The following is a 23,433-nucleotide window of genomic DNA, read 5'->3' as shown; positions in this document are numbered from 1 at the left end:
TTTATTTTATTCAAATTTTATTCAAACTGTGTTGACATCCTCACCTCGTTGATGTAGAATCAATTTGCTTTTAAAATATTCAAAATCAATCAAGGACAACAACAAACCAAATGAAAAACAAAACAAAAACAATAAAATTTGCATTCAAAATGTCCTTGCCCGTACTGTTCGGCTATTTATTTTTAGGCTCGGCATTTGGCATTTCGTTGTACGAAATCGGATATAACTGGATTTGGGCAATAGTCATCTCCCTCTTGGTGTATGCAGGCTCGGGTCAGCTTTTGCTCGTGTCAATGATTGCCTCGCACGCTTCTTTGGCAAGCATTGCAGTGATGACATTTTTTGTAAATTCACGACACATATTTTACGGCTTGAGCTTTATAGAAAAATTCAGAAGCTACGGTTGGAGATACCCGTCACTGATTTTTTCACTCACAGACGAAACTTACGGGGTCAACACTTCATTCAACACAACTCCAAAGGATGTTGACGAAGGTGACGCAAGATTTTTGATTGGCATATTTGACCATATGTATTGGATTGTCGGTTCAATAATCGGCAACCTTGCAGGTCAGCTGATAAAAATCGACTTCACAGGCATTGATTTTTCTATGACGGCGCTTTTTGTGGTTATCTTCCTCGACCAAATTCTTGCGTCAAAATCAAAATTGCCCGGATTTTTGGGGATTATCTGTGCACTTGTTTGCCTCTTTATTTTCGGTCCGGACAAATTTTTGCTTCCAAGTCTGATTATTACCGTGGCACTTTTGCTCGGTATGAAACCTCTGCTTGATGACAAAAAGGAGGTAATGTGATGCTTTCTACCTCTCAACTAATAATCACCATTCTTGTTGCAAGTGTGGTCACCTTTTCAACCCGACTCATTCCGTTTGCCGTGTTTGGCAAGCGTGAAGTGCCAAAAATCGTAAAATACCTCGGCAACATTATGCCCCCTGCAATTATCGGTGTGCTGATTATTTATTGCATAAAAGACGGCTACACTTTTGATATGAAAATCCTTGCACCACAGCTGATTTCAATTGCCTTGACCGTAATTGTACACCTGTGGAAACGCAATATTCTCATCAGCATTTCTGCCGGCACAATCTCGTATATGCTACTCATCCACTATGTATTTGTATAACAAAAGGACTTGTTCAATTGATATGCACCCCAAAAGTTAGACACTTTTGAAGGTGCATATCACAGTTGCCAGTGCAGTTTCCTTTACTCCCATTCCAAACACTTTTATAAACAGCACATCAAGAACGATATTGCAAACGCTCGACACCACCAAAAACACAATAGGTGTTACGCTGTTTCCAAGAGCACGGAGAAGATTTGCCTGCGCATTATTCAACAACCACCGTAACAATAGAGTCAGAACCGATTTCTATTTGATTTTTAAATTCGCCGTTGTAAACTTCTTTCAGTTCATCGTCTTGCACCGAAGTGATTATTTGCATCGTATAAAAATCACCATCAATAGTAACGCTTTGATTTTCGCCCTCGTTTACGGCAACAAGCACGGTTTTGTTATCGGGAGTCAAAAATGCAAACACATTGAAATCGTTGTTATCCTCACTCGGTCTAAACCCGAAATCAAGCACAACTGAACCAACGGGAACAAATTTTGAAAAATGGGCAAACCCATAATATCTTTTTGCCACATACCAATCGGAAAAATCAAAGTCAGCGGTAATCATAGCGTCCGAATAATCAAATCCGTCCTCTTTAATCGAGAAATTATTAACAGCAACCCAAGATGTCCAGCTAACGCAACCCGAATAAACAATATCCTGACCGATAATTCTTGCCGTTATAAGCGCTCCCTTAAAATCCTTTGTGTGGCTTTTGTTTGGAAGTTCGCACCATTCGCTCATATCAAAGCGAAGCGACGGATAAGTATCTACGCACAGTTCCTTAAATTCGTATCTTTCCTCCGGTCGGTTATCGCTGTGATAAGAATGAACGGCAAAAACATCAAGCACTTTCATTATCATTTCATCAGCTGTCAGCGCTGCAAGATATTCGGGAGTTTTGCCGAGATACTGTCCGCTTTCAGGTCCGTAAAGTTTGACCGGCATATCTCTCAAAATTATCTCCTCTGCAAACATGCGGAAAATCTCAACAAGTTCCTCGGTTTCATAGTGGCAGCCCTCTTGCCAAACAAAAGGACCGCCCCACTTCCACTGTGGTTCGTTAATTGGGCTGATGTACTTTACAGGGTAACCTTCATCGAGAAAATGCTGTGCAACATCAAGAATGTAATTAACAAACTTTTTGTAATTCATTTTCGGTATATTGCAGGTACTGTAAAGAAAACTTCCGGAAGCCTGACCCGTTGAACACTGTGAATAATGCGGTGAGTTTGCAAACAAAATCAAAGTGTCGATATTGCCGAGTTCAAGCGACTTTTTCATCATATTAACAGCGTTTGAATCTTTTGAAAAATCCCAGTTGAATTTTTCTGTTTCTCTGTCATATTGCAAAAAGCTTTCCGTTATCCTCCACGGATTTTCAACTCTATAATTATTCATATCGGTACCGCCACCGATATTATAGCGATATATATTAAGATTAAGCCCGTCACTGTCGTAAAGCAAGTGTGCGATTTTATCCGCAGTTTCGCCCTTTGGGCAAGCCTGACTCCACCAACAGGCAGAAGTTCCCCATCCTTTTAAGGTGTGAAGTTTTTCTGCCTCTTTAAGATTTATTTTCATATTATCTCCTTTGCCGCAAAAAAACAATATAATTACAAAAACAGTATAATTTTTACATAATAAAATGTCAATTGAAATAGACAAATTGTCAAAAATTTTGTATAATGAACATATGAAATATAAAATGATAGGTTTGGATTTGGACGGAACTTTGCTCAAGGACGACAAATCCGTAGACGCTCAAACAAAAGAATATCTCGAAACGCTTTCTGCAAACGGCGTGCACATTGTTCCGATTACAGGCAGACCGCTCAGCGGAATTCCCGACTGTGTAAGGAACATCAAAGGTGTTGACTATATTATCGCCAACAACGGCTCAAAAACCGTTTTGAATTCCACAAACGAAACACTCTTTTCACTTGCAATGGACAACGCAACAAGCAAAAGAGTTATTGAATCCGTTAAACAGACAGGTGCGATTTTTGAAGTGTTTTTGAATCACTACGGCTACTGTGAAAAATATGTTTTTGACCACTACAAAGAGGTTTACACAGGCACTGTGCTTGGCGACTATATTTTTTCATCACGAAAACAGGTTGACAATCTTATGACCTTGTTTGATGACAAAAACGCAGAAGCTGACGAAGTTTTTATAATCTGCAAAGACAGTGATGACAGAGAAAAAATCAAGGCAGAGACCGACAAAATAATCGGTATTCAATATTGTATGCTTGCCGACAGATTTTTGGAAATTACCAGAGGCGGAACAGACAAAGGCACTGCTCTTGAAATGCTGTGTAATCATCTGAAAATCGAACTTGAAGAAGTTATCGCATTTGGTGACGGCGAAAACGATTTGCAGTTTTTGGACAAGGCAGGCACGGCGATAGCTATGGGCAATGCAGGCGACATAGTCAAAGCACAAGCCGACATCATCACCGACACCAACAACAACCAAGGCGTGCTGAAAGCATTAAAAAACCTTATTGGTACATAAAAAACCTTATCGGATTAGCCGATAAGGTTTTATTTTTGCAAAATTTTAAGTTTGGATATATCAATAGTTAATCATATATCTATTGATTTCCCACTGTGAAACAGAGGTTTTGTAGGAATTCCATTCTTCCTTTTTGCCCTCGATATAGTTCTTGAACACATGGTCGCCGAGAGTTTCCTTGATGAATGGGTCTGCTTCTGCAGCGCTAATAGCTTCTTCAAGAGAGCCAGGGAGGCAATCAATGCCAAGTTCTTTTCTTTCTGCATCCGAAAGGTCAAATACATTTTCGTCAAACGCAGGAGCAGGCTTCATGCCCTTTTTGATTCCGTCAAGACCTGCTGCAAGGCAAAGTGCCATTTCGAGATATGGGTTACAAGCAGGATCAGGACAACGAAGTTCAACTCTTGTGCCCTTGCCACGAGAAGCAGGAATACGAACGAGTACGGAGCGGTTTGAAGTTGACCAAACAAGATATGACGGTGCTTCATAGCCCGGTACAAGTCTTTTGTATGAATTTACGGTTGGGTTTGAAACAGCGGCAATAGCCTTTACATGAGCCATAATGCCTGCGATGAACGCATAAGCGGTTTCGCTGAGTCCGAGTTCACCGCTTGGGTCGTCAAACACATTCTTGCCTGTCTTTAAATCATAAAGTGACATATTTGTGTGCATACCTGAACCGTTGATTCCCTCAACAGGTTTTGGCATAAAGGTTGCGTGAAGTCCGTGCTTTGTTGCATATGTTTTTACAACATGCTTAAAGGTCATAACTCTGTCGGCAGAGGTCATAACATCGCCAAATTGGAAGTCAATTTCGTGCTGTCCCTGTGCAACTTCGTGATGAGAAGCCTCGATTGTGTAGCCCATTTCTTCAAGTGCAAGGCAAATATCACGACGGCAGTTTTCGCCATGGTCAATAGGGTTAAGGTCAAAATAACCGGCCTCATCACCTGTTTCAAGAGTAGGTGCACCGTTTTCATCAAGCTTGAAGAGGAAGAATTCACATTCAGGACCAACATTGAAGCCGTAGCCCATTTCTGCCGCCTCGTCAATAACTTTCTGAAGCACATTTCTTGGGTCGCCCTCAAACGGAGTTACATTATCTGCCTTATACACAGAGCAAATAAGTCTTGCTGTCTGTGCATTAAGGTGCTTTCTCCAAGGGAAAATAGCCCATGTATCATAATCAGGATGCAAGTACATATCAGACTCGTCAATTCTAACAAAACCGTCAATTGATGAGCCGTCAAACATACAGTCATTGTTAAGTGCCTTTTCAAGCTGTGACAATGTGATTGCCACATTCTTCATAATACCGAAAAGGTCGGTAAACTGAAGTCTGATAAACTGTACGCCATTTTCTTTTGCTTCCTTAAGAATTTGCTCTTTTGTGTATTTACTCATCATAAATACTCCTTTCAATGTTCATAAAAAAAGGCATTCCGAAAAATCGGAACGCCTTTGTTCAACCAATGTCATTATATCCCCGCAAATCGCTAAAGTCAACAACTTTTGAAAGAATTATTCAACTTTGTAAAAAGAAACGGTTAAAATCATAATTCGATCACGCTCTTTGTTAAAACTATACAACGGTCAATTTAAGTCTAAAAATTCCTCGCCGATAATTTTCTTTGAAAGATTTGTGAAATACTTTACGCTTGCCCCGTCTTTCGCATGTTCGGAAGCAATATCATCTGTATAATCAGACAATCTGTAAACAGAGAACTTGTAGCCGTTGCCTGTGTTGCGATAAAAATCAACAACAGGAGCAAGCTGTGCGGAAGTCACCTGAATTTTGCCGTCAATTCGTTCAACGGTAAGTTCCGCCATTCCACCACACATTTGGTTGAGATTTGTTTGGTGAGAAATAAAGTTGCCGATAGAATAATAAACAATCATCTTTTTGCCGGTAGCCTCATTTGTTACCCACTCAACAGGTTGAAGCACATGAGGATGAGTGCCGATGACAATATCCGCACCGCCGTCTGAAAAAATCTTGACATACTTCTTTTGAAGGTCGTTGATTTCGTGGCTGTTTTCTGTGCCCCAATGAGGGAACACAATCACGCAATCTGCATTTGCACGAGCCTTTTTGAGGTCAGCCTTAACTTTATCCTCATCGAGCATATCAATGCACCACGGCTTATCCTCCGGAATAGAGATTCCGTTTGTGCCATAGGTATAATTAAGAAGTGCAAACTTTATGCCGTTCTTTTCATAATATGTAACGGTGTTGTATTCTTCCTCGGTACTGTTTGTACCGATATGAACAACCTCCGGATGATTTTTGAAGAACTCACATTCTTTTTCGATTCCTGCAAACTTTTGCACATCGAGCGAATGGTTTGTTGCACAAGTGAAAACATCAAAGCCTGCGTTGATGGCCGCCGTGCCAACCTCCCAAGGAGTATTGAACATAGGATAGCCCTGATATTCAAAATCTTTACCGCCAAGCATAGTTTCCTGATTTATGCAAGCAATATCCGCCGACTTAATATATGTTGAAATATTCTCATAAAAAGCGGAATAATCAAGACTTCCGTCATCCTGCTTGCCTGCATCAATGAGGGTGTTGTGAATAAGATTATCACCCACGGCAACGATAGTTACCTTTGCATCCTGCGGTTCTGTGACCGATTCTGACACAACCGGCTTTGTGGCAGTTACGGTAGGATTAACCTTATCCCTGTTTGAAGTGACCTTGCCACTGATTGCAAGTCCGATAACAACTGCAATTGCAATGCAGATAGGAATTATTATACCCAAAAGATTGCTGTTTGGTTGTTTTTTCTCTTTAGCCATAAAAAATCACCAAAAATCAAATTACGCTGCAACGAAGGTGTAAACTACATATGCAATGTATCCTGTGAGAGATACAATACCCTGCCAACGCTGGAGCTTTTTAGTAAACAATGTTGGAATAACTGTGATTGACACTGCAACAACGCAGATAATCATATCAAATACAGAGCCGGTTGAAACAACCAAAGCGCCCTGTCCCTTGCCCATAGAAACAAATGAACAAATAGGAAGAATGAGTGCAAGGTCAATGATGTTTGCACCGAGAATGTTGCCGACTGAAAGTGCGCCCTCTTTCTTACGAAGAGCTGTGATTGTTGTAACAAGTTCAGGAAGAGATGTGCCGATTGCAACAGCAATTACACCGATTACTCTTTCGCTGATGTGCATTTCTTTTGCGATTCTTGTACCACCGTTGATGAGGAGCTGTGCGCCGACAACGATGCAGATTGCACCAACAACAAATAATACAATATTCTTTGCCCATTCTTTGCCTGTGGCAGTTCCCTTTGAAGGAACAACATCGTCCTCTTCCTGCAAACCGATACCGTGAGGGTCAGGCTCAATCTGAACAGAGCTTTTCTTCATTGAAACAAAGTTCTCGATAAAGAAAGCAATGAAAATAGCAAAAAGAGCAATCATTCCAACAGTTGAAAGTGTGTGGTATTCACCCTCAAGACCGGGCACTTTGATAAGACCTGTGAGAGCAGAGCCGAGTGTGAGAGCAACGGCTGCACCGAGCATCATAAGACCCTTTGGTGCGAACTCTTTTCTCTTTACGGCAAAAGGCATACACACAATGAATATACCCATAATCATAGCCGTATTAGCGGTTACCGAACCGACTGCATTACCTGACGCCATATCAACCTTACCGTCTGCGGTTGCAACAATTGAAACAATCATTTCAGGCAATGTTGTTGCAATAGAAACGATGGTTGCACCAATGATGAACTTCGGCACGCCGAGCACTTCTGCAATCCAGCTTGCGCTGTCAACGAACCAGTCGCCACCCTTGATGATAAAAATCAAACCAACAACAAAAAGGGCAACAACTATACCCATATTTGCCGTTTCAAAAAAATTTGACAAAAATTCCATATTTAATTTATCCCCATTCCAAATATCCTGTGTTATATATTATTACTCAAAACAGCATATAATACATAATCTATACAATTCTATATCCCACTGATAAAAAAAGACGCCGGACGGAAGCCCAATCCGCGCGTCTTTTAATTATTTATTATTCGTGATCGTGATCACAGCAATCGCAGTCACATTCGTCATCGTCATCGAATTCAACATCGAATTCCAAAACTTCACCGCAGTTAGGGCACTCAAACTTACCTTCTTCGATTGTGTCCATATCAACCATAATCTTTTCGTGGCATGTAGGGCATTCAACCTCATATTCTTCATCGTCATCATCACAGCAACCGCAATCGCAGTCGTCATCATCATAAACGAATTCTTCAAGGTCAGCCAAATCTTCGTCAACAGCGTCAATCTGCTCGCCGACAAGTTCAAGACCTTCTGTCATATCTTCCATATCTTCTGTAAGATTTTCAAGAACGTCAATGATTGCTTTGAATACCTTTGTTTCTTTTTTGTTAGAGTCCAAATCAAGACCGTCAATAAGGCCCTTGAGATAGCCCAAGCTTTCTGATGTTTCCATAATTAATTCCTTTCGTTTAGTTGAATGGTTTATTTATGCAAATATTTGATAAGCAAATAACTGAAAAACTTATGCTCTTTCCATATATTCACAAGTTCTTGTGTCGATTCTGATCATATCGCCCTCGTTGATGAAAAGAGGAACTCTGATTTCAGCGCCTGTTTCAACAGTAGCCGGCTTGAGAGTGTTTGTTGCAGTGTTGCCCTTGACACCAGGCTCAGTTGCAGTAACCTCAAGTGTAACAAATGTTGGTGGCTCAACGCCGAATACCTTGCCCTTGTATGACAAAATCTTGCACACATCGTTTTCCTTTACAAAACGGAATGAATCAGGCAAATCTGCCTCTGCAACAGGAACCATATCAAAGGTTTCGTTGTCCATAAAGTAATACAATCCGTCATCGTTGTATGAATATGCCATATCTTTTCTTTCAATATAAGCAGTTGGGAACTTTGCAGTTGGGTTATATGATTTTTCAACTACAGAGCCTGTAATAACATTCTTTGTCTTTGTTCTTACGAAAGCGGCACCCTTGCCCGGCTTTACATGCTGAAATTCAATAACCTGCAATACATTGCCGTCCTCTTCAAAGGTAACTCCGTTTCGGAAATCGCCTGCACTAATCATTAATTTATACCTCCGTATATAATTTTACTTTTATATTTTATAATATTTCGCACAATAAATCAATACCCATTTTGTAACTATCTTTGCCAAAACCTGAAATTTGCTTTACACAAACATCGGTTATAACAGAAATTTTGCGAAAATCCTCTCTTTTGTGTATATCGCTCATATGAACCTCCACAAACGGAGTGAAATCCGCAACAGCCTCGATAGCATCTCGAATGGCGTATGAATAATGTGTATAAGCACCTGCATTGAGAACTACGCCGTCGTACTTATCTTTGCTTTCATGGATAACATCTATGAGTGCGCCCTCGTGATTTGACTGATAAAAATACATCTCGCAACCCTTGCTTTCGCCATAGGCTTTGAGTTCGTTATTTATGTCATCAAGTGTTTGTGCACCGTAAACATTTGTTTTTCTGATTCCGGTCATATTGAGATTAGGACCGTTCAAAACCAAAATTTTCATACAACAATTCTCCCTACAGAATTTTAAAAAAGAGTGACAGACTGTCACTCTTTTATGTACTCTTATTTGTACTTTCTCTTACGAGCAGCTTCGCTCTTCTTTTTACGAGCTACTGAAGGCTTTTCGTAATGCTCTCTTTTTCTAACCTCTTGGATGATGCCATCACGAGAAGTCTGGCGCTTAAATCTGCGAAGTGCGCTGTCAAGAGATTCATTTTCCTTAACTTTTACCTGACTCACTGTATTCCCTCCCTCCGACCATCGGGGGTTATTTGATAAATTTCATATATCGCAAAGATTATAATAAATTACTGCTGTAATGTCAAGTATTTTGTAAAATTAAATTTGAAAAAATCACAATTTGTCACAAAATACTAAAAAAGTCGTGCATATCAGGGGTTTTATAGGCATCTGACAGTCTTAACAGTACTCCAAGTTCCGTAAATCTTCTGACCGTCATATGAAGTGTAGCCTCTAACTCTGATATAATAGTTGCTTCCTTTTTTAAGATTTTTTCTTGTATAAGAAAGTTTATTCTTATTATTGATGTTCTTTGTGATTGTGCCCGACTTGAAGTTCTTGCTTGTTGAAAGCTGGAGCTGATAACCTGTACAAGAACCCGAAAGTTTTTTCCATTTTGTCACAATTTTTCTTGAACCTGAAGAATAAGCCGATCTTACAGCCTCTTTTTTGGGCTTTGATGCAGTTATAACAGGAGTTGAATAATCACCCTTTGAATTTCCCGAATAAGCGCACACCTTAATTTCATAAACATTGCCCGGATCAAGACCTGCAATATTAGTTTCCGAATCCGTAACGGTTTTGCTGAAACTTGTACCCTTTGTTTGATTATCGACCGCAACAAAATACTTTGTCGCCTCGCTGACATCGTCCCATTCAAAATCAATCTTACTGCAAGCCTGACCTGTAACCGTCAAACCGGTAACCTCAAGTTTATCGGCTGAAACATCAGGTTCTTCGCCCGGCATATCAACATCAGGAACGATTGCTGTATAAAGGCTGTCGTAATTTTTAAAATGGCTGATACTGATACCGATACCGCCTGAATTTGACACTTTCATAGTGCTGTAAAAAATTGCATTGAGCGAATAAAGAGTGTCGTCATCACTATAGATTGAGCGAGTCGGATACTCTTTCATACTCTGCCAATAAATCGTGTCAATATGGCACATATTGGAATTATATTCGGATGTTGAATAATTCGAGTGATATATCTTCATCATTGTTGAATCAATATACTGAATAACAACAGTGTGAGTTTTTCTTGAAGCGTTGTTGAGCGCACCATAGTGCACAATATCGCCCGCAACTGCATTTGTAACAAAGAAATTGATAACATCTTCAACAAATTCCGCATCGGGAATTGTTTTTTTTGATGTGAAAGTATCCGAGGTGGTGAAGTTGCCGCTATTATGCTTCACCTGATAATTATTATACAAACCTTCTGCATAAGGAACGCCATAAAGTTTCTTGCAAACTTCGGACACAAAGCCGTAGCAATTACGCTGAATTATTGAATTTTCACCGGGAACAAATCCGGGCATATTTTGTATTTCTTCTAATTTGTCCGTTGCAGTGCCGTTTGCATAGGCAAAAGATGCTCCGAACACAGATGATGCCACAATAATCACTGATAAAAGAATTGAAATAACCTTTTTCATAATACCCTCCTATCGAAAATCCAAAATATTATAGCACAAAAAGTCGAAAAGGTCAAATTAACATCAAAAAATCAAAGGGGCACACTGCTTGTGTACCCCAAAATCCGTTCTTATATATAGTATTAATTTAAAACAATTGGATTTGTGCATTATTCAAATCAATTTCCTTATAATCAATATCCTCAAGCAACTGAAGAAAAACTCTGTTGTCGCTTGGAGTAAGGCTGATTTCAAGGTTTTTACCGTCATTCATATATATAGAATACTTAAAAGGATGCGAAACCATATTGTTAAGATTTACACCTTTTTTATAAATTCTACTGATATTTTCGGTGTTAATAATAACCTCGTCATTGGTTGACACCTTTCCCAAATTTACATACATCTTAAAATTCTGCGAAGATTTCTCCGCTTCCCCCTTTGTTATTGCGAACTCACTCGCAACTGTTATCGTATCACAACAAAACAGGAATGTAAAGATGTTTTTTATAATTAAGAAATATGCGAAACTTTTGCAAAAATCAGTTGCTTGACGGTTTATAATCGGGCACTATTGTCATAAGTTTTCACGGGCATTATCGTTGCCAATATCCTTAAGATAATCAAGCCAAATTCTTATTTCTGTTTTTTGTTCTCTTTGTCCTCTTTTTTCTTAACTGCTTTTCTGATAACAAAGGCAAGGAGTCCCATCACAACCGTTGCTCCGCAAATTGCAAGCGGTATGTAATAATACTCATCATTGTTTTTTAATCTCTGAACATTAATTCCGATTTCGTTGAGTTTTTGTTCTTTGGTTTTTTCAATGTTATGAGTTGAGGTTGTAAGCTCCTCAACATAATCGTTAGCAGTTTTTTGTCTTGTTACATCCGTTGAAGTTGACGAAACGGTAAAATCGCACTGTCTGTATATCTCATCATTTGCACAAACAACAACTGTTGCCGTTCCCTCGCCGATAGCCTTAATTACACCGCCGTTTTCGATTTGAATAATTCCCTCCTCATCGCAGAAATATCCAATAACCGCAGTTGAATTCAAAGGCTCTAATGTGTATCCCAATTTGACGCTGTCGCCGACTTCAAGATCTGTGGTTGAAGCATACAGTTCCATATCCTGTGCCGGAACATTCTTTGTTTTTTCCTTCTTTTTCTTTGTTGAAATTTCCTGCTTTGCGGTTGTAGGGGCAGTAGTTGCCTGTGTTGTTGTCACCTTTTGAGCAGACGGCTTTGTGGTTTTAGCCTTTGCTGTGGTAGTTTTTTCCGAGGTAACCTTTTTAGTGGCGGTCACCTTCTTTGTTGTAGTGACCTTTTTGGTTGTTATAACTTTTTTGGTAGTTTTATGCTTTTTGGTGGTAGTAGCCCTTTTTGTTGTGGTAGGTTTTGACGAACCACCATTTGCAACAGATGAATAATCAGGAACACCATAGCCCATAATTGCCGACACATTATTGTACGGCTTTGAGCCTGAAGTGGTGTATTTCCTTGCCTTAACCTTGCCGGAGCAGTTACCCTCAACCGTATAAACCGTTGAGCCGTCAATATAATCTACCAAGCCGACATGCTGGCTTGAGCCGTTACCCGACCAATCGAAAAATATCAAGTCACCTTTTTTCGGAGTGTATCTGGATTCACGAGTGTAGTATCTGTCACGATTTTTGTACCAACTAATCATAGAATTACAGTTGCCGCCGCTCGGAACAATGCTCTTATACATTGAAACTCCGAGGTTCTCGCCCGCCTTATTGAAGCACCAAAGCACAAAAGTTGTGCACCATCCGCCTTGATAGCCAAGCCATTCGCCGTACTTACAATATTTACTCGTACCTGTATATCCAACCTCACCGTTGGCAACATCAAGCACTTCGTTTTGCATATCATGAACCGATGCGGCAGTTGCGTTCATAGGCAACGCCGTGCACATCATCACCGCAACAAGCAAAACAGATATTGCTTTAATAATTTTTTTCATAAATCCACCATTAAAAATATATAATTAGACATAAAATTTATTTTTACCGTTTTAATTATAACTGCACGCCTGACAAAAATCAACCGTATTTTCATTATTTACAATTTGATATTGATTTTTGGTATATGAAGTACTATAATAACACCGCATTGTATCCACAGAGAAAAATATCTTTCTCGGCTAAAGCGATTTTATGTGTTATTCGCAGAGCTTTGGAACAGTAGCAGAAAGGAAAATTGAATATGAAAAACACAAAAACACAAAAGATAGTGGGCATCGGTCTTTTCACCGCTATCATAGTTGCCCTCCAGCTTCTTGCGGCATCTATCAAATTCGGACCGTTTTCAATCACATTGGTGCTTGCACCTATCGTTATCGGCGCTGCTCTTTACGGCATCGGTGCAGGAGCATGGCTCGGCGTTGCATTTGGCGTCAGTGTTCTTATCAGCGGTGATGCGGCAGCATTTATGACCATCAACCCGGCAGGAACAGTGGTTACTGTTTTACTCAAAGGTATGCTTGCAGGTCTTGTTGCAGGATTGATATACAAAGCACTTGAAAGCAAGAACAAAACCGTTGCAGTTGTTTTGGCAGGTATTGCTTGCCCGATAGTCAACACAGGCATATTCCTTGCAGGTTGCTATCTCTTCTTCCAAGAATGGTTGGTTTCTGTATTCGGCACAACAGGTTTTGCAACCGTTGTAACCGGTCTTGTATCAGTTAACTTCGCCGTTGAACTTGGCATCAATATGGTTTTGGCTTCTGTTATTGTAAGAGTCATCGACATTGGCAAAAAGCAATTTAATAAAACACAAATATGACTAACAAATACCGACTTTGCACAGGTCGGTATTTTTATGTTGTGCAAAAGATTGAAAAATGTTATAATATCTACAATAAAATAAAAATCGGTGGAAAATATGAAATACGAAAGCGAAAAAGAAAAAGACAGAGATTACAGAACGAACGACAACCTCGTCATCGGCAGAAACGCTGTGACAGAGCTTCTCAAAAGTGACAGAGAGGTTGAAAATGTGCTTATTGCAAAGGGTGAGCGTGAAGGCTCAATCAACAGAATTATCGGTCTTTGCAAGGAAAAGAAAATTGTAATAAAAAATGTTGACAGAAAGAAGCTCGACTTTTTAGCTCCGGGCGGTAATCACCAAGGAGTTGTGGCTAATGTTCCGGCTCACGAGTATTCAACTGTTGACGAAATTCTTGCATATGCAGAGGAAAAGGGCGAAGCTCCGTTCATCATTATGTGTGACGAAATTGAGGACAGCCACAACCTCGGAGCAATCATCAGAACAGCCGAAGCGTGCGGTGCACACGGAATTATCATTCCAAAAAGACGAAATGTGGGGCTCAACTTTATTGTTGCAAAAACAAGTTGCGGTGCTCTTGAATATATGAAAGTTGCAAGAGTGACAAACCTTGCATCAACAATTGACGAATTAAAAAAGAAAAACATATGGGTATATGCCGCAGATATGGACGGTCAGCGTTGGGACAAGACCGATTTTTCGGGCGGTGCGTGCCTTGTTGTGGGCAACGAGGGTGACGGAGTCGGCAGACTCATCAAAGAAAAATGCGATGTCACAGTCAGCTTGCCTATGCTCGGCAAGGTAAACAGCCTGAACGCTTCCGTTGCGGCAGGCATATTGATGTACGAAATCGCAAGACAACGACTTGATAAGTAGGAGAAATAATGAGCGACAATAATCTTTCTATTGACGAAATCATTAAAAAAGCAGAAATAATCAAAGCTCAAGCTGAACAACAGCTAAAAGACGCCCAAAAAAATTTGGACGAGATGGCTCGCTCGGCTATTGACGAGGTTACCATTGACAGCGAAGCGGTTATGAAAAAGGTTGAGGAGTTAAGCGACGAGGAAGAGGACATAAAGGAATTTGTGCCGTCAAAATCGAAAAAAGCATCGGAAAAGACAATTGCATTCCCAAAATTCAGCAAGAAAAAACCAATTAAAACATACGATGATTTCGATGTAAAAGAACACACTCAAATACTTCCGAAATCCGCCAACAAAACAAAGGTGCTCGATTCGGACGATGACGAGATTTTTGAAAAGCCTATTATTCCGACAGACAAAACACGACCTGTTATCCTCACGCCGAAAAGCGAAAACAAAAGTCCTGACAGATTGCAGGAAGTTCCGACTATTGTTGCAAGAGAGAATTTGAGCAAATACCTTGACGGCAATGACGACCTCGAAGAAGAAACAGGAATTCAGATGTGCTTTGAGGGCTTTGACGATATGACGGAAGAAGTTCCCACCATTGACGAAGAAGAAGCCGAAAAGCTACTCAACGAGCAACGAAAAGAAAAGGTCAACAAATTCCGTCTTTTCGGTCCTGACGAAACAGACACGGAGCTTGGCGACAGAGATTACGAAGAAAAAGACTACAAAACAAAAGACGACAGGCAGGCTATACTCACCTCCCTGCTAAAGAAGAAATCAAGAATCGGTATTCAAACAATCATTTCTTGTGTTTTGTTTGGAATTCTGCTGTTGTTAACCGTGTTTAAAGACACAGAGTACCTGCCACAATCAATTGCAGAAAATGACAAATTCTTCATTACTGCATCTGTTTTGTCACTGCTCACAATTGTTGTGAACTTTAACATTTTCATACACGGCTTCAATTTTAAAAAAGGAATAAACAGCGACTTTTCCGTTTCGCTGTTAAGCCTTGTTGTGTCGGCTCAAACAATTGCATTTGCAGCCCATGAGGATTTGTGGCTGAACAACGGTGTGTTCCTCGGTTCGGCACTTGCATTTGCATATATTTTGGCACTGCTTGGCAAACGACAAATTCTTATAAGAATCATTGACAACTTTGATTTCATCATCAACAGCGGTGAAATTTACTGCCTTGAAAACATTGCAAATGTGCTTGATGTCAAGGTGCTGTGCAGAGGCAATGTTGACGAAGATGACGCAATAATCAAAACAAGCGTAAAAACCGATTTGCCGACAAACTTTATGGAAATCAGTTGCAAGAGCGAGCCATCGGACAAAACAGCAAGAGTACTCACACCGCTTATGTTTTTGCTCAGCGGATTGTTGCTTGTTATTATCGGATTAAAGGACAATTGGGGCACAGGAATCAACACTGCCGTGTGTGCATTGACAATTTCAACCCCTGTATCACTGCTGTTCATTATGAACAATGTGCTCACCGATATGTCGGCAGAGCTTGACAAATACGGTGCACGAGTGTGCGGATTTGAGGGTGCACAAATGGCAGCCTCAACCGATGCAATTGTGCTTGAAGCGGCAAATCTTTTTGGCTCACAAGGCTGTGATTTGCACGGAATAAAGGTTTTTAACAACACAAAAATTGATGACGCTATTATCTATGCGGCGGCAGTAATCATAAAAACAAAAAGTCCGCTTGCCCATGTTTTTGACGATGTTATCATTGGCAAACAATCCATTTTGCCAAAGGTTGACAGCGTTCAATACGAAGAACAAATGGGCACTTCCGCCTGGGTTTATCACAAAAAAGTTCTTGTGGGCAACAGAAACTTGCTCATAAATCACGGCGTAAATGTTCCAAAAATCAGCTTTGAACAAAAATACACACGACGCAACAGAAAAGCTCTGTACCTTGCTGTAGACGGCAAAATTATGGCAATGTTTGTTGTGTCGTACAGTGCCGACCCTGACCTCAAGCGAGAACTCATTAAGCTTGAAAAAACAGGAATAACGCTGATTGTAAAGAGCAGTGACCCATACATCAATGAAGAAAGCCTTGCAAATCTTTTTGATTTGCCAAAAGGCTACATCAAGGTGATGAACAGACAAGCGGCAAGAGTGTTTGAAAAATATTCTGATATGCAGGTTGAAAAATCACCGGCTTATGTTGTGCACAACGGCACGGCGAAAGGTCTTATTTCTTCAATGCGAGGTGCACTCACCGTAAACAGCACAAAAAGAATAATTGCATTTTTAACAACTTTTGGCAGTACTCTCGGCTTTGCAACCGTTGCCACACTCGGAATTGTGGGTTGGTACAGCCAAATTACCGACACTGCAATTATTGTCAGCCAAATTGTTTGGAGTGCATTTGTGCTTGCCGTGTCAAAATTAAGAAGAATAGGCTTTTAGTTATTATTGACAATGCAGACAATAATGAATATAATAAAAACACAAATCAATAAATATAAAGGTAGATAACCTATGAGTTTTAGAATAATTGCAGACAGTTGCTGCGACAGAACCGAAAGAATGAAAGATTGGGACAACATCACATTTGTTCCGTTGACACTCAACATTGACGACTACTCCATACAAGATGATGAGAATTTTGACCAAGACGACTTCATCAGAAGAACGCTTGAATCAAAGAATGTTCCAAAAACAGCTTGTCCGTCACCGGAAGCATTTGCAAGTGCAATGGATTGTGACGAGGACGACATCTATGTTTTGACAATCACAGACAAACTTTCAGGCACATACAACAGTGCTCTTCGGGGCAAAATGCTCTTTGAGGAGGAACATTCAGGCAAAAATGTTCATGTGTTCAATTCCCTTGCAACATCAGGACTTGAAAGCCTCATTGCAGAAAAAATCAAGGAGCTTGGCGACAGCGGTGCAGACTTCAACACAATAGTTTCCACTGTTGAGGACTTTATTGTTAACCACACAGCACTTTATTTTTGTCTTGAGTCACTAGATGTTCTCAACCAAAACGGCAGACTTTACGCTATGGCTGCAACAATTCTCAAAAAGATTAAGCTCAAATTAATCTGCGAAAGAACACAAGAGGGTTCTGTAAAACTTGCAGGTCAAGAATTCAGCGCAAACAGAGCGTTGATTAAAATGGCAACAATCATTGCAAACGAGGTTAAAGACAGCAATCCAAGCGAGCAAAGAATCATTCTTTCTCATGTTTGTTGCGAGGACAAGGCAAAACTTGTTGCAGAAAAGCTCGAGAGTGCCGGCTTTGGTTCAATCGAAATCGTAAAAGCCAGCGGACTTAACTCCGTTTATGCTGCAAACGGCGGTCTTATCGTTTCATTTACAAAATAACAAAACACCCTGTCGTTAGTTCGGCAGGGATATTTTTTAACTATGAGAATAATCAATTTTGAAATCACCGAAAAAGATGACAAAAAACCAATAAGAACTTTTTTGCGAGAATTCGGCGTGTCTGCTTCATTGCTCACAAAACTGAAGCACACCGAAAACGGAATAACAAAAAACGGAGTGTTTGCAAAAACGATAGAAGAATTATCAACCGGCGACACTCTTACAATAAAAATCGAGAATTCAGGTTCTATTGCCCGACCGATGTGCATTGATATTGAAATTCCGTATGAGGACGAGGACATAATTGTACTAAACAAACCTCCGCTTATGCCGGTTCACGAAAGCAGAAATCACATCGGCGACACACTTTCAAATTTTGTGGCATATCACTGCGGAGAGAATATGGCGTTTAGGGCTGTATACAGGCTCGACCGTGACACAAGCGGACTTGTGCTTGTTGCAAAAAATGAACTTGCCGCCGCAAAACTTGCAGGCAAAATCAAAAAAGACTACTATGCGGTTGTTGACGGAACGATAGAAAATGACGGAATTGTTAACGCTCCGATTGCACGATGCGGTGACAGCATCATAAAACGCAAGGTTGATGAAAACGGAGAAACGGCAATTACCGAATACTTCCCTATCAAATCAAACGGCAACGCAACTCTTATAAAATTCAACCTGAAAACAGGGCGAACACACCAAATCAGAGTGCATATGGAACACATCGGGCACAGCTTGCTCGGAGATAAACTGTACGGAGGCGACTGTTCAATGATAAGCAGACAGGCTTTACACTGTAAAGACATTTGCTTTACACATCCGATAACAGAAAAGCCCATGCACATCACCTGCGATTTTCCAAACGATATGAAAAATCTTGTATAATTTTAAATTAACAGTAGAAAAAATATACCAAATGTGGTAAAATATAAATAATCAATCATATATGGAGGGATAATTATGAAACTCAATCCAAGTGAAGACCTTGACTACAACATTCTTGAGGAAGGTATTTACCTTTACAAAATAAATGACGATATTACAACATATGACATCAGAATGAAAGCTCCAAACAAGGAGCAAGTGCTCACAAATTCTGCAATCCACACTCTTGAGCACATCATCAACACTTATCTTAAAACTGTTGAATTTGCGGACAACATTATTTTCTTTGGACCTATGGGAAGCAGAACAGGATTTTATCTTCTCACAAAGAATTTGAGCGACAAATATTCTGTTGAACTCATCAAGGATGCGTTCAACTATGTTCTTGATTTTTGGGGCAGAATTCCAAACGCATCTCCAAACGAATGCGGAAACTGCCTTGAGCACAATCTTCCTCAAGCCAAGGAAGAAGCAAAGCACTTTTTGAATGTCATCAAGGATTGGACAAAAGATGACCTTGCATACCCTGTTGCTCCTGTTGAAGATGACGAAAAAACAACAGACAATCCTGTTGACTAACAATAAAAGATATGATAGTATACAATTGTCTTAAAGACAGATAATAATAGCAGACGAAAGGAAGTTTAGAATATGGAAATTACAAAGCAAACCACAATGGGCGATATGATTGAATACGACAGAGGCATTGCTGTTGTTCTTATGGAAGCAGGTATGCACTGTGTAGGTTGCCCTGCATCAATCGGCGAATCACTCGAGGAGGCATGCCAAGTGCACGGTCTTGATTCTGACAAAGTATTGAAGAACATTCAGGACTACTTGGCAAATAAATAAAATGAAAAACAAAAAAATTTTGGCAATTATACTTGCCATAGTTTTTGCAGTTGCAGTCGGTGTTGTGATATATTCAACCCAGGCGTCAAAAAACGATAAACAACCTGAAACCAAAGTATCACAATCCGTAACAAAGGACACAACTGTTCCGGCAACATCTCCTTTGCAAAAAGAAGATGAAGTTGTCACAATCACCGAAGAATCAACAAAAAAGACTTCGGCAGAAGTCCCAAAAGCCGTACAAGGCAAATATTGGTACCTTTACGATGATGAAAAACTGACAGTGTATGTTTTTCAGTTTGACAAAAACAACCAAGTGAACCTTGCATATTTCGGCAACGAAACAATCAGCGGTCTTGACGCCGAATACACCAAGGGATACAGCGTTTATTCTTACTCAAACGGCAAAATAACAATCAAGGATTTACCTGACCAATTCCCTGATTCGTCATTTACCTTTGAAGTAAAAGACAACAAAGTTATGAGTGGCAAAACAGAGCTTGAAGCAATGGATGATTTGAGCCTCGACAACGCACTCAGACATTTTGTATAAGCCATTGCAAAACAGAATATTTAAAACCGAGATTCACAATGTAAATCTCGGTTTTTTGTTTGTCAAAATATATTCAGCAATTATTCTTCTACTGTTTTAGTTGCAACAAAGTTAACTCCTGTGCGGAAAACATTGTCAATCACAACATCTCCAACCTTTACAGGTGCTGTTACTTCTGCTTTATCGAGCAGGCGCATTGCTTCTTCCATCATATATTTTGGAATTTCGCCATCTGTTTTAACAGGCAAACGGCAAGCGTTTTTGCTGTTCAATCTAACAGTTGAGGTGATTACTCTTGTTGGGTTCTTCAACTCATTGTGGCCATATTCGGCACCCTTTGGACAGTTATTGCCTGTAACTGCATAATCGTGCTTTTCGTCAACTTTCAAATGACAGCCCTTTGGGCACATAATACAAATTAAATTTGTCATGCTTGAACCTCCTCTGCTGAAATTGTAATGCTGTTGCCGTCAATTCTATCCAACAATGCTTTTGGAATTTTGATGTTTTCCATTTCGCCCGGAGCCATATGCTCTCTCTTGAACGAAGCAATCACATTGTCGCCACACATTACTTGAATTTTGCTCTCCTTGAACACACGGCGAACACGGAAATAGAATTCTACTCCGTTGCTGTCTGCTCTGAATCTTTGAGGAACGGTGTAGCTGATGTTTGCATTTGTTTCTACCTTAATTGTATTTTCACGGTCAAGTTCGCCGTTTTGAACATAATCGGCAGCAGCTTCACCGGCAGCCATACTTTCTGCTGTTACAAAGTCAACAAGGTCGTGCACATGAAGTGCGTTGCCACAAGCGAAGATGCCGGGAGCAGAAGTTTCTCTGTTTTCGTATACCAAAGCACCGTTTGTGCGGAAATCCATTTCAATTCCAGCGTCACGAGTAAGCTCATTTTCAGGGATAAGACCAACCGACAACAAAACTGTATCGCAATCAAAGGTCATTTCTGTGCCCGGAATAGGACGGCGCTGTTCGTCAACTTCAGAAACAACAACCTGCTCAACTCTTGACTTGCCACGAATGTCGGTGATTGTGTGCGAAAGATAAAGTGGAATGTTGAAGTCCTCAAGGCACTGAACAATATTACGCTGCAAACCGCCTGAATAAGGCATAACCTCAACGCAAGCAAGAACCTTTGCACCCTCAAGAGTCATACGGCGAGCCATAATCAAACCAATGTCGCCTGAACCGAGAATAACAACCTTTTTTCCGACCATATAGCCTTCAATATTTACATATCTTTGAGCGGCACCGGCTGTAAGAACGCCTGCCGGACGAGTGCCCGGAATAGAGATTGCGCCACGGGTACGCTCTCTGCATCCCATTGCAAGCACAATACTCTTTGCTTCCAATACACGATAGCCCTCTTTTTTGCTTACGGCGTGAACCTGCTTTTCAGGAGTTACCTGAAGCACCATTGTGTCCAAGAAAACCTCAACGCCTGTGTCTGCAACCATTTCTGCAAAACGAGATGCGTATTCAGGACCTGTCAACTGCTCCTTGAAGTAATGCAAACCGAAGCCGTTGTGTATACACTGATTAAGAATACCGCCAAGCTCCTTGTCACGCTCCAAAATAGCGATGTTCTTCAATCCTTTATTCCAAGCTGCGTAAGCCGCTGCTAAACCTGCAGGACCACCACCGATAACTATCAAATCATACATTATGCACGCACCTCCTCTTTTGTACAAGCAGTGAGAATTTCGCTGCCGTCCTTATCTTGTAAAATTTCGAGTGGTGAAACACCAAGCTCACGAGCAAGCAAATCAAATACACGAGGTCCGCAGAAACCGCCCTGACAGCGTCCCATTCCTGCGCCTGTGCGTCGTTTAACACCGTCAACGGAAACCGGTGTAATCGGTGAATGAATAGCGTCTAAAATTTCGCCCTCTGTTACAGTTTCGCAACGGCAAATTACTCGACCGTATGATGAATTTTCTGCAATCAAAGCCTTTTTCTCTTCAGGTGTCATTTTGTTGAAATGAACCTTTCTGCGAGAATCTATGTAATCTTCTTTTTCTGTGAGGTCAAGTCCTGCCTCACCAAGAAGCTCTGCAACATACTGTGCAATGGCAGGTGCCGAGGTCAAGCCCGGTGAACGAATACCGGCTACATTGAGGAAGTTTTCTTCTGCAAATTCAATGATGAAATCATCAACAGTCGAGTTTGCACGCATGCCTGCAAAGTTGCGGATGTTCTGACGGAAATCCACGCCCGGAACAATACGAACAGACTTTGCCTTAACCTCTGCAAGACCTTCAGGTGTATCGGAAGTGTCTTCAGGGTCCTGACGAACAACAGCATTTGGTCCGACAATCAAATTGCCGTGAACGGTAGGTGAAACCAAAACACCCTTGCCCTCTTTGCCGGGACATTGGAAAATAACTGTTGAAACTCTTGTGCCCTCGCACTTGTCAAGCAAATAGTATTCGCCGACTGTAGGCTCAACTGTGAATGATGGCTTTGCAACCAAATTATTAATCTTGTCTGAATAAACGCCTGCAGCGTTGATGACATAACGAGCCTCGACTGTGTCTGCGCCATTTGACAAAGCATATCCGCCGTCTGTCTTTGAAATGCTTGAAACAGTGAAGCGACGACGAAGTTCACAGCCGTTTTGCACTGCAACCTCTGCCATAGCCAACCCGAATTCCCAAGGATTTACGATTGCTGCTGTCGGTGCCCACAAAGCACCCTTTGTGTTCTCTGTTACATTCGGTTCTTTTTCACGAACCTTGTCAGCATCCCAAATTTCCAATCCCGGAACACCGTTTTCTACACCACGCTCCAAAAGTTTTTGCAATGTGTCCATATCCTCATCGCACAAAGCCAAAACCAATGAACCCGTGTCTTTCCAAGATACATTGAGTTTTTTGCAAATCTCTCTGCTCATAGCATTGCCCTCAACATTGAGCTTTGCCATAAGTGTGCCCGGAAGCGGGTCGTATCCTGCGTGCATAATTGCACTGTTTGCACGAGTAGCACCCATACAGATGTCGTTCTCTTTCTCCAACATTACTACTTGCAGATTACAGCGTGACAAACGATAGGCACAAGCACATCCGGCAATACCGCCGCCTATAATCGCTACATCATACATTTTTGTTTTCCCCCTTAATTTTGCATATCAACAAAACAAAAAAGCAACGGAAAAAGATGGAGTAAACCTCTCCATTTTTTACCGT

General features: G+C 40.7%; 26 protein-coding genes. 11 read left to right on the top strand and 15 right to left on the bottom strand.

What is annotated here, in order from left to right:
• Positions 1-110: 110 nt before the first annotated feature.
• Entirely contained in the window at positions 111-815 is a 705-nt protein-coding gene (locus tag B5D29_RS01125; protein ID WP_078767734.1) for an AzlC family ABC transporter permease, read from the top strand.
• Positions 815-1,144, top strand: a complete 330-nt coding sequence (locus tag B5D29_RS01120; protein WP_078767733.1) for a branched-chain amino acid transporter permease — start codon at positions 815-817, stop codon at positions 1,142-1,144. Before B5D29_RS01125 ends, B5D29_RS01120 begins: the two co-directional genes overlap by 1 nt.
• Positions 1,145-1,180: 36 nt before the next feature.
• On the opposite strand, the gene B5D29_RS01115 is transcribed toward B5D29_RS01120, so the two are convergent.
• Both B5D29_RS01115 and B5D29_RS01110 read right to left on the bottom strand, forming a co-directional pair.
• On the bottom strand, positions 1,181-1,360 hold the full coding sequence (locus tag B5D29_RS01115) for a hypothetical protein (protein WP_078767732.1): 180 nt from the start codon (positions 1,358-1,360) through the stop codon (positions 1,181-1,183).
• Complete coding sequence (locus tag B5D29_RS01110) at positions 1,353-2,723, bottom strand: glycoside hydrolase (RefSeq protein ID WP_078767731.1); 1,371 nt, start codon at positions 2,721-2,723, stop codon at positions 1,353-1,355. The genes B5D29_RS01115 and B5D29_RS01110 overlap by 8 nt, the downstream gene beginning before the upstream one ends.
• 124 nt (positions 2,724-2,847) lie before the next feature.
• Here B5D29_RS01110 and B5D29_RS01105 point away from each other — a divergent pair, with 124 nt between their 5' ends.
• Entirely contained in the window at positions 2,848-3,660 is an 813-nt protein-coding gene (locus B5D29_RS01105; RefSeq protein WP_159443366.1) for a Cof-type HAD-IIB family hydrolase, read from the top strand.
• Between the two features lie 60 nt (positions 3,661-3,720).
• Here B5D29_RS01105 and glnA read toward each other — a convergent pair whose 3' ends face one another.
• From glnA to B5D29_RS01055, 10 genes are all read right to left on the bottom strand, one after another.
• Positions 3,721-5,064, bottom strand: a complete 1,344-nt coding sequence (gene glnA, locus B5D29_RS01100; RefSeq protein ID WP_078767729.1) for a type I glutamate--ammonia ligase — start codon at positions 5,062-5,064, stop codon at positions 3,721-3,723.
• Positions 5,065-5,253: 189 nt separating this feature from the next.
• Positions 5,254-6,462, bottom strand: coding sequence for a CapA family protein (locus B5D29_RS01095; protein ID WP_078767728.1), 1,209 nt, complete (start codon positions 6,460-6,462; stop codon positions 5,254-5,256).
• Positions 6,463-6,483: 21 nt separating this feature from the next.
• Positions 6,484-7,560: a calcium/sodium antiporter gene (locus B5D29_RS01090; RefSeq protein WP_078767727.1), complete on the bottom strand. Its 1,077-nt coding sequence runs from the start codon at positions 7,558-7,560 to the stop codon at positions 6,484-6,486.
• A 145-nt stretch (positions 7,561-7,705) separates the two neighbouring features.
• A complete protein-coding gene (locus B5D29_RS01085; RefSeq protein ID WP_078767726.1) occupies positions 7,706-8,137 on the bottom strand; it encodes a CD1247 N-terminal domain-containing protein in 432 nt (143 codons plus the stop codon).
• 69 nt (positions 8,138-8,206) lie between these two features.
• Positions 8,207-8,764, bottom strand: coding sequence for an elongation factor P (gene efp / locus B5D29_RS01080; RefSeq protein WP_078767725.1), 558 nt, complete (start codon positions 8,762-8,764; stop codon positions 8,207-8,209).
• A 37-nt stretch (positions 8,765-8,801) separates the two neighbouring features.
• Positions 8,802-9,236: a type II 3-dehydroquinate dehydratase gene (aroQ, locus tag B5D29_RS01075; RefSeq protein ID WP_078767724.1), complete on the bottom strand. Its 435-nt coding sequence runs from the start codon at positions 9,234-9,236 to the stop codon at positions 8,802-8,804.
• A 62-nt stretch (positions 9,237-9,298) separates the two neighbouring features.
• Entirely contained in the window at positions 9,299-9,475 is a 177-nt protein-coding gene (rpsU, locus tag B5D29_RS01070; protein ID WP_022258953.1) for a 30S ribosomal protein S21, read from the bottom strand.
• A 161-nt stretch (positions 9,476-9,636) separates the two neighbouring features.
• Positions 9,637-10,917 carry a fibronectin type III domain-containing protein gene (locus B5D29_RS01065; protein ID WP_078767723.1) on the bottom strand — a complete coding sequence of 427 codons (1,281 nt, stop codon included), beginning with the start codon at positions 10,915-10,917 and terminating at the stop codon, positions 9,637-9,639.
• 127 nt (positions 10,918-11,044) lie between these two features.
• The gene (locus B5D29_RS01060; protein WP_078767722.1) at positions 11,045-11,302 is read right to left on the bottom strand and encodes a hypothetical protein; all 258 of its coding nucleotides are present in this window, start codon (positions 11,300-11,302) and stop codon (positions 11,045-11,047) included.
• A 230-nt stretch (positions 11,303-11,532) separates the two neighbouring features.
• Positions 11,533-12,882 (bottom strand): CHAP domain-containing protein, encoded by a 1,350-nt coding sequence (locus tag B5D29_RS01055; protein ID WP_078767721.1) that lies wholly within the window; start codon positions 12,880-12,882, stop codon positions 11,533-11,535.
• Between the two features lie 242 nt (positions 12,883-13,124).
• On the opposite strand from B5D29_RS01055, the gene B5D29_RS01050 reads away from it, so the two are divergent.
• The 8 genes from B5D29_RS01050 (at position 13,125) to B5D29_RS01015 (ending at position 20,231) form a co-directional block, all read left to right on the top strand.
• A complete protein-coding gene (locus tag B5D29_RS01050) occupies positions 13,125-13,703 on the top strand; it encodes an ECF transporter S component (RefSeq protein WP_078767720.1) in 579 nt (192 codons plus the stop codon).
• Between the two features lie 99 nt (positions 13,704-13,802).
• Positions 13,803-14,582, top strand: coding sequence for a 23S rRNA (guanosine(2251)-2'-O)-methyltransferase RlmB (gene rlmB, locus B5D29_RS01045; RefSeq protein WP_078767719.1), 780 nt, complete (start codon positions 13,803-13,805; stop codon positions 14,580-14,582).
• Between the two features lie 8 nt (positions 14,583-14,590).
• Positions 14,591-17,014: a hypothetical protein gene (locus tag B5D29_RS01040; RefSeq protein WP_078767718.1), complete on the top strand. Its 2,424-nt coding sequence runs from the start codon at positions 14,591-14,593 to the stop codon at positions 17,012-17,014.
• A 72-nt stretch (positions 17,015-17,086) separates the two neighbouring features.
• Positions 17,087-17,938, top strand: a complete 852-nt coding sequence (locus B5D29_RS01035) for a DegV family protein (protein WP_078767717.1) — start codon at positions 17,087-17,089, stop codon at positions 17,936-17,938.
• 42 nt (positions 17,939-17,980) lie between these two features.
• Positions 17,981-18,826 carry an RluA family pseudouridine synthase gene (locus B5D29_RS01030; RefSeq protein WP_078767716.1) on the top strand — a complete coding sequence of 282 codons (846 nt, stop codon included), beginning with the start codon at positions 17,981-17,983 and terminating at the stop codon, positions 18,824-18,826.
• 75 nt (positions 18,827-18,901) lie between these two features.
• Positions 18,902-19,405 (top strand): S-ribosylhomocysteine lyase, encoded by a 504-nt coding sequence (locus B5D29_RS01025; protein ID WP_078767715.1) that lies wholly within the window; start codon positions 18,902-18,904, stop codon positions 19,403-19,405.
• 72 nt (positions 19,406-19,477) lie between these two features.
• Positions 19,478-19,678 carry a DUF1858 domain-containing protein gene (locus B5D29_RS01020; protein ID WP_078767714.1) on the top strand — a complete coding sequence of 67 codons (201 nt, stop codon included), beginning with the start codon at positions 19,478-19,480 and terminating at the stop codon, positions 19,676-19,678.
• Between the two features lies 1 nt (position 19,679).
• Positions 19,680-20,231 carry a CpaB family protein gene (locus tag B5D29_RS01015; RefSeq protein WP_078767713.1) on the top strand — a complete coding sequence of 184 codons (552 nt, stop codon included), beginning with the start codon at positions 19,680-19,682 and terminating at the stop codon, positions 20,229-20,231.
• A gap of 80 nt (positions 20,232-20,311) precedes the next feature.
• Here the strand turns inward: B5D29_RS01015 and B5D29_RS01010 are convergent, their stop codons facing one another.
• From B5D29_RS01010 to B5D29_RS01000, 3 genes are read right to left on the bottom strand one after another with little or no spacing between them, the layout of a single operon-like run.
• Positions 20,312-20,662, bottom strand: coding sequence for a DUF1667 domain-containing protein (locus B5D29_RS01010; protein WP_078767712.1), 351 nt, complete (start codon positions 20,660-20,662; stop codon positions 20,312-20,314).
• Complete coding sequence (locus B5D29_RS01005; protein ID WP_078767815.1) at positions 20,659-21,915, bottom strand: NAD(P)/FAD-dependent oxidoreductase; 1,257 nt, start codon at positions 21,913-21,915, stop codon at positions 20,659-20,661. Before B5D29_RS01005 ends, B5D29_RS01010 begins: the two co-directional genes overlap by 4 nt.
• Positions 21,912-23,348, bottom strand: a complete 1,437-nt coding sequence (locus tag B5D29_RS01000) for an NAD(P)/FAD-dependent oxidoreductase (protein ID WP_078767711.1) — start codon at positions 23,346-23,348, stop codon at positions 21,912-21,914. Before B5D29_RS01000 ends, B5D29_RS01005 begins: the two co-directional genes overlap by 4 nt.
• Positions 23,349-23,433 lie beyond the last annotated feature (85 nt).

Origin of the sequence: Eubacterium coprostanoligenes (genome assembly GCF_900167205.1) — a bacterium.
In the GTDB taxonomy this organism is placed as follows: Bacteria; Bacillota; Clostridia; order Oscillospirales; family Acutalibacteraceae; genus Eubacterium_R; species Eubacterium_R coprostanoligenes.
Note: the sequence above shows the minus strand (reverse complement) of the source record. Positions and strands in the feature narration are given on the sequence as shown.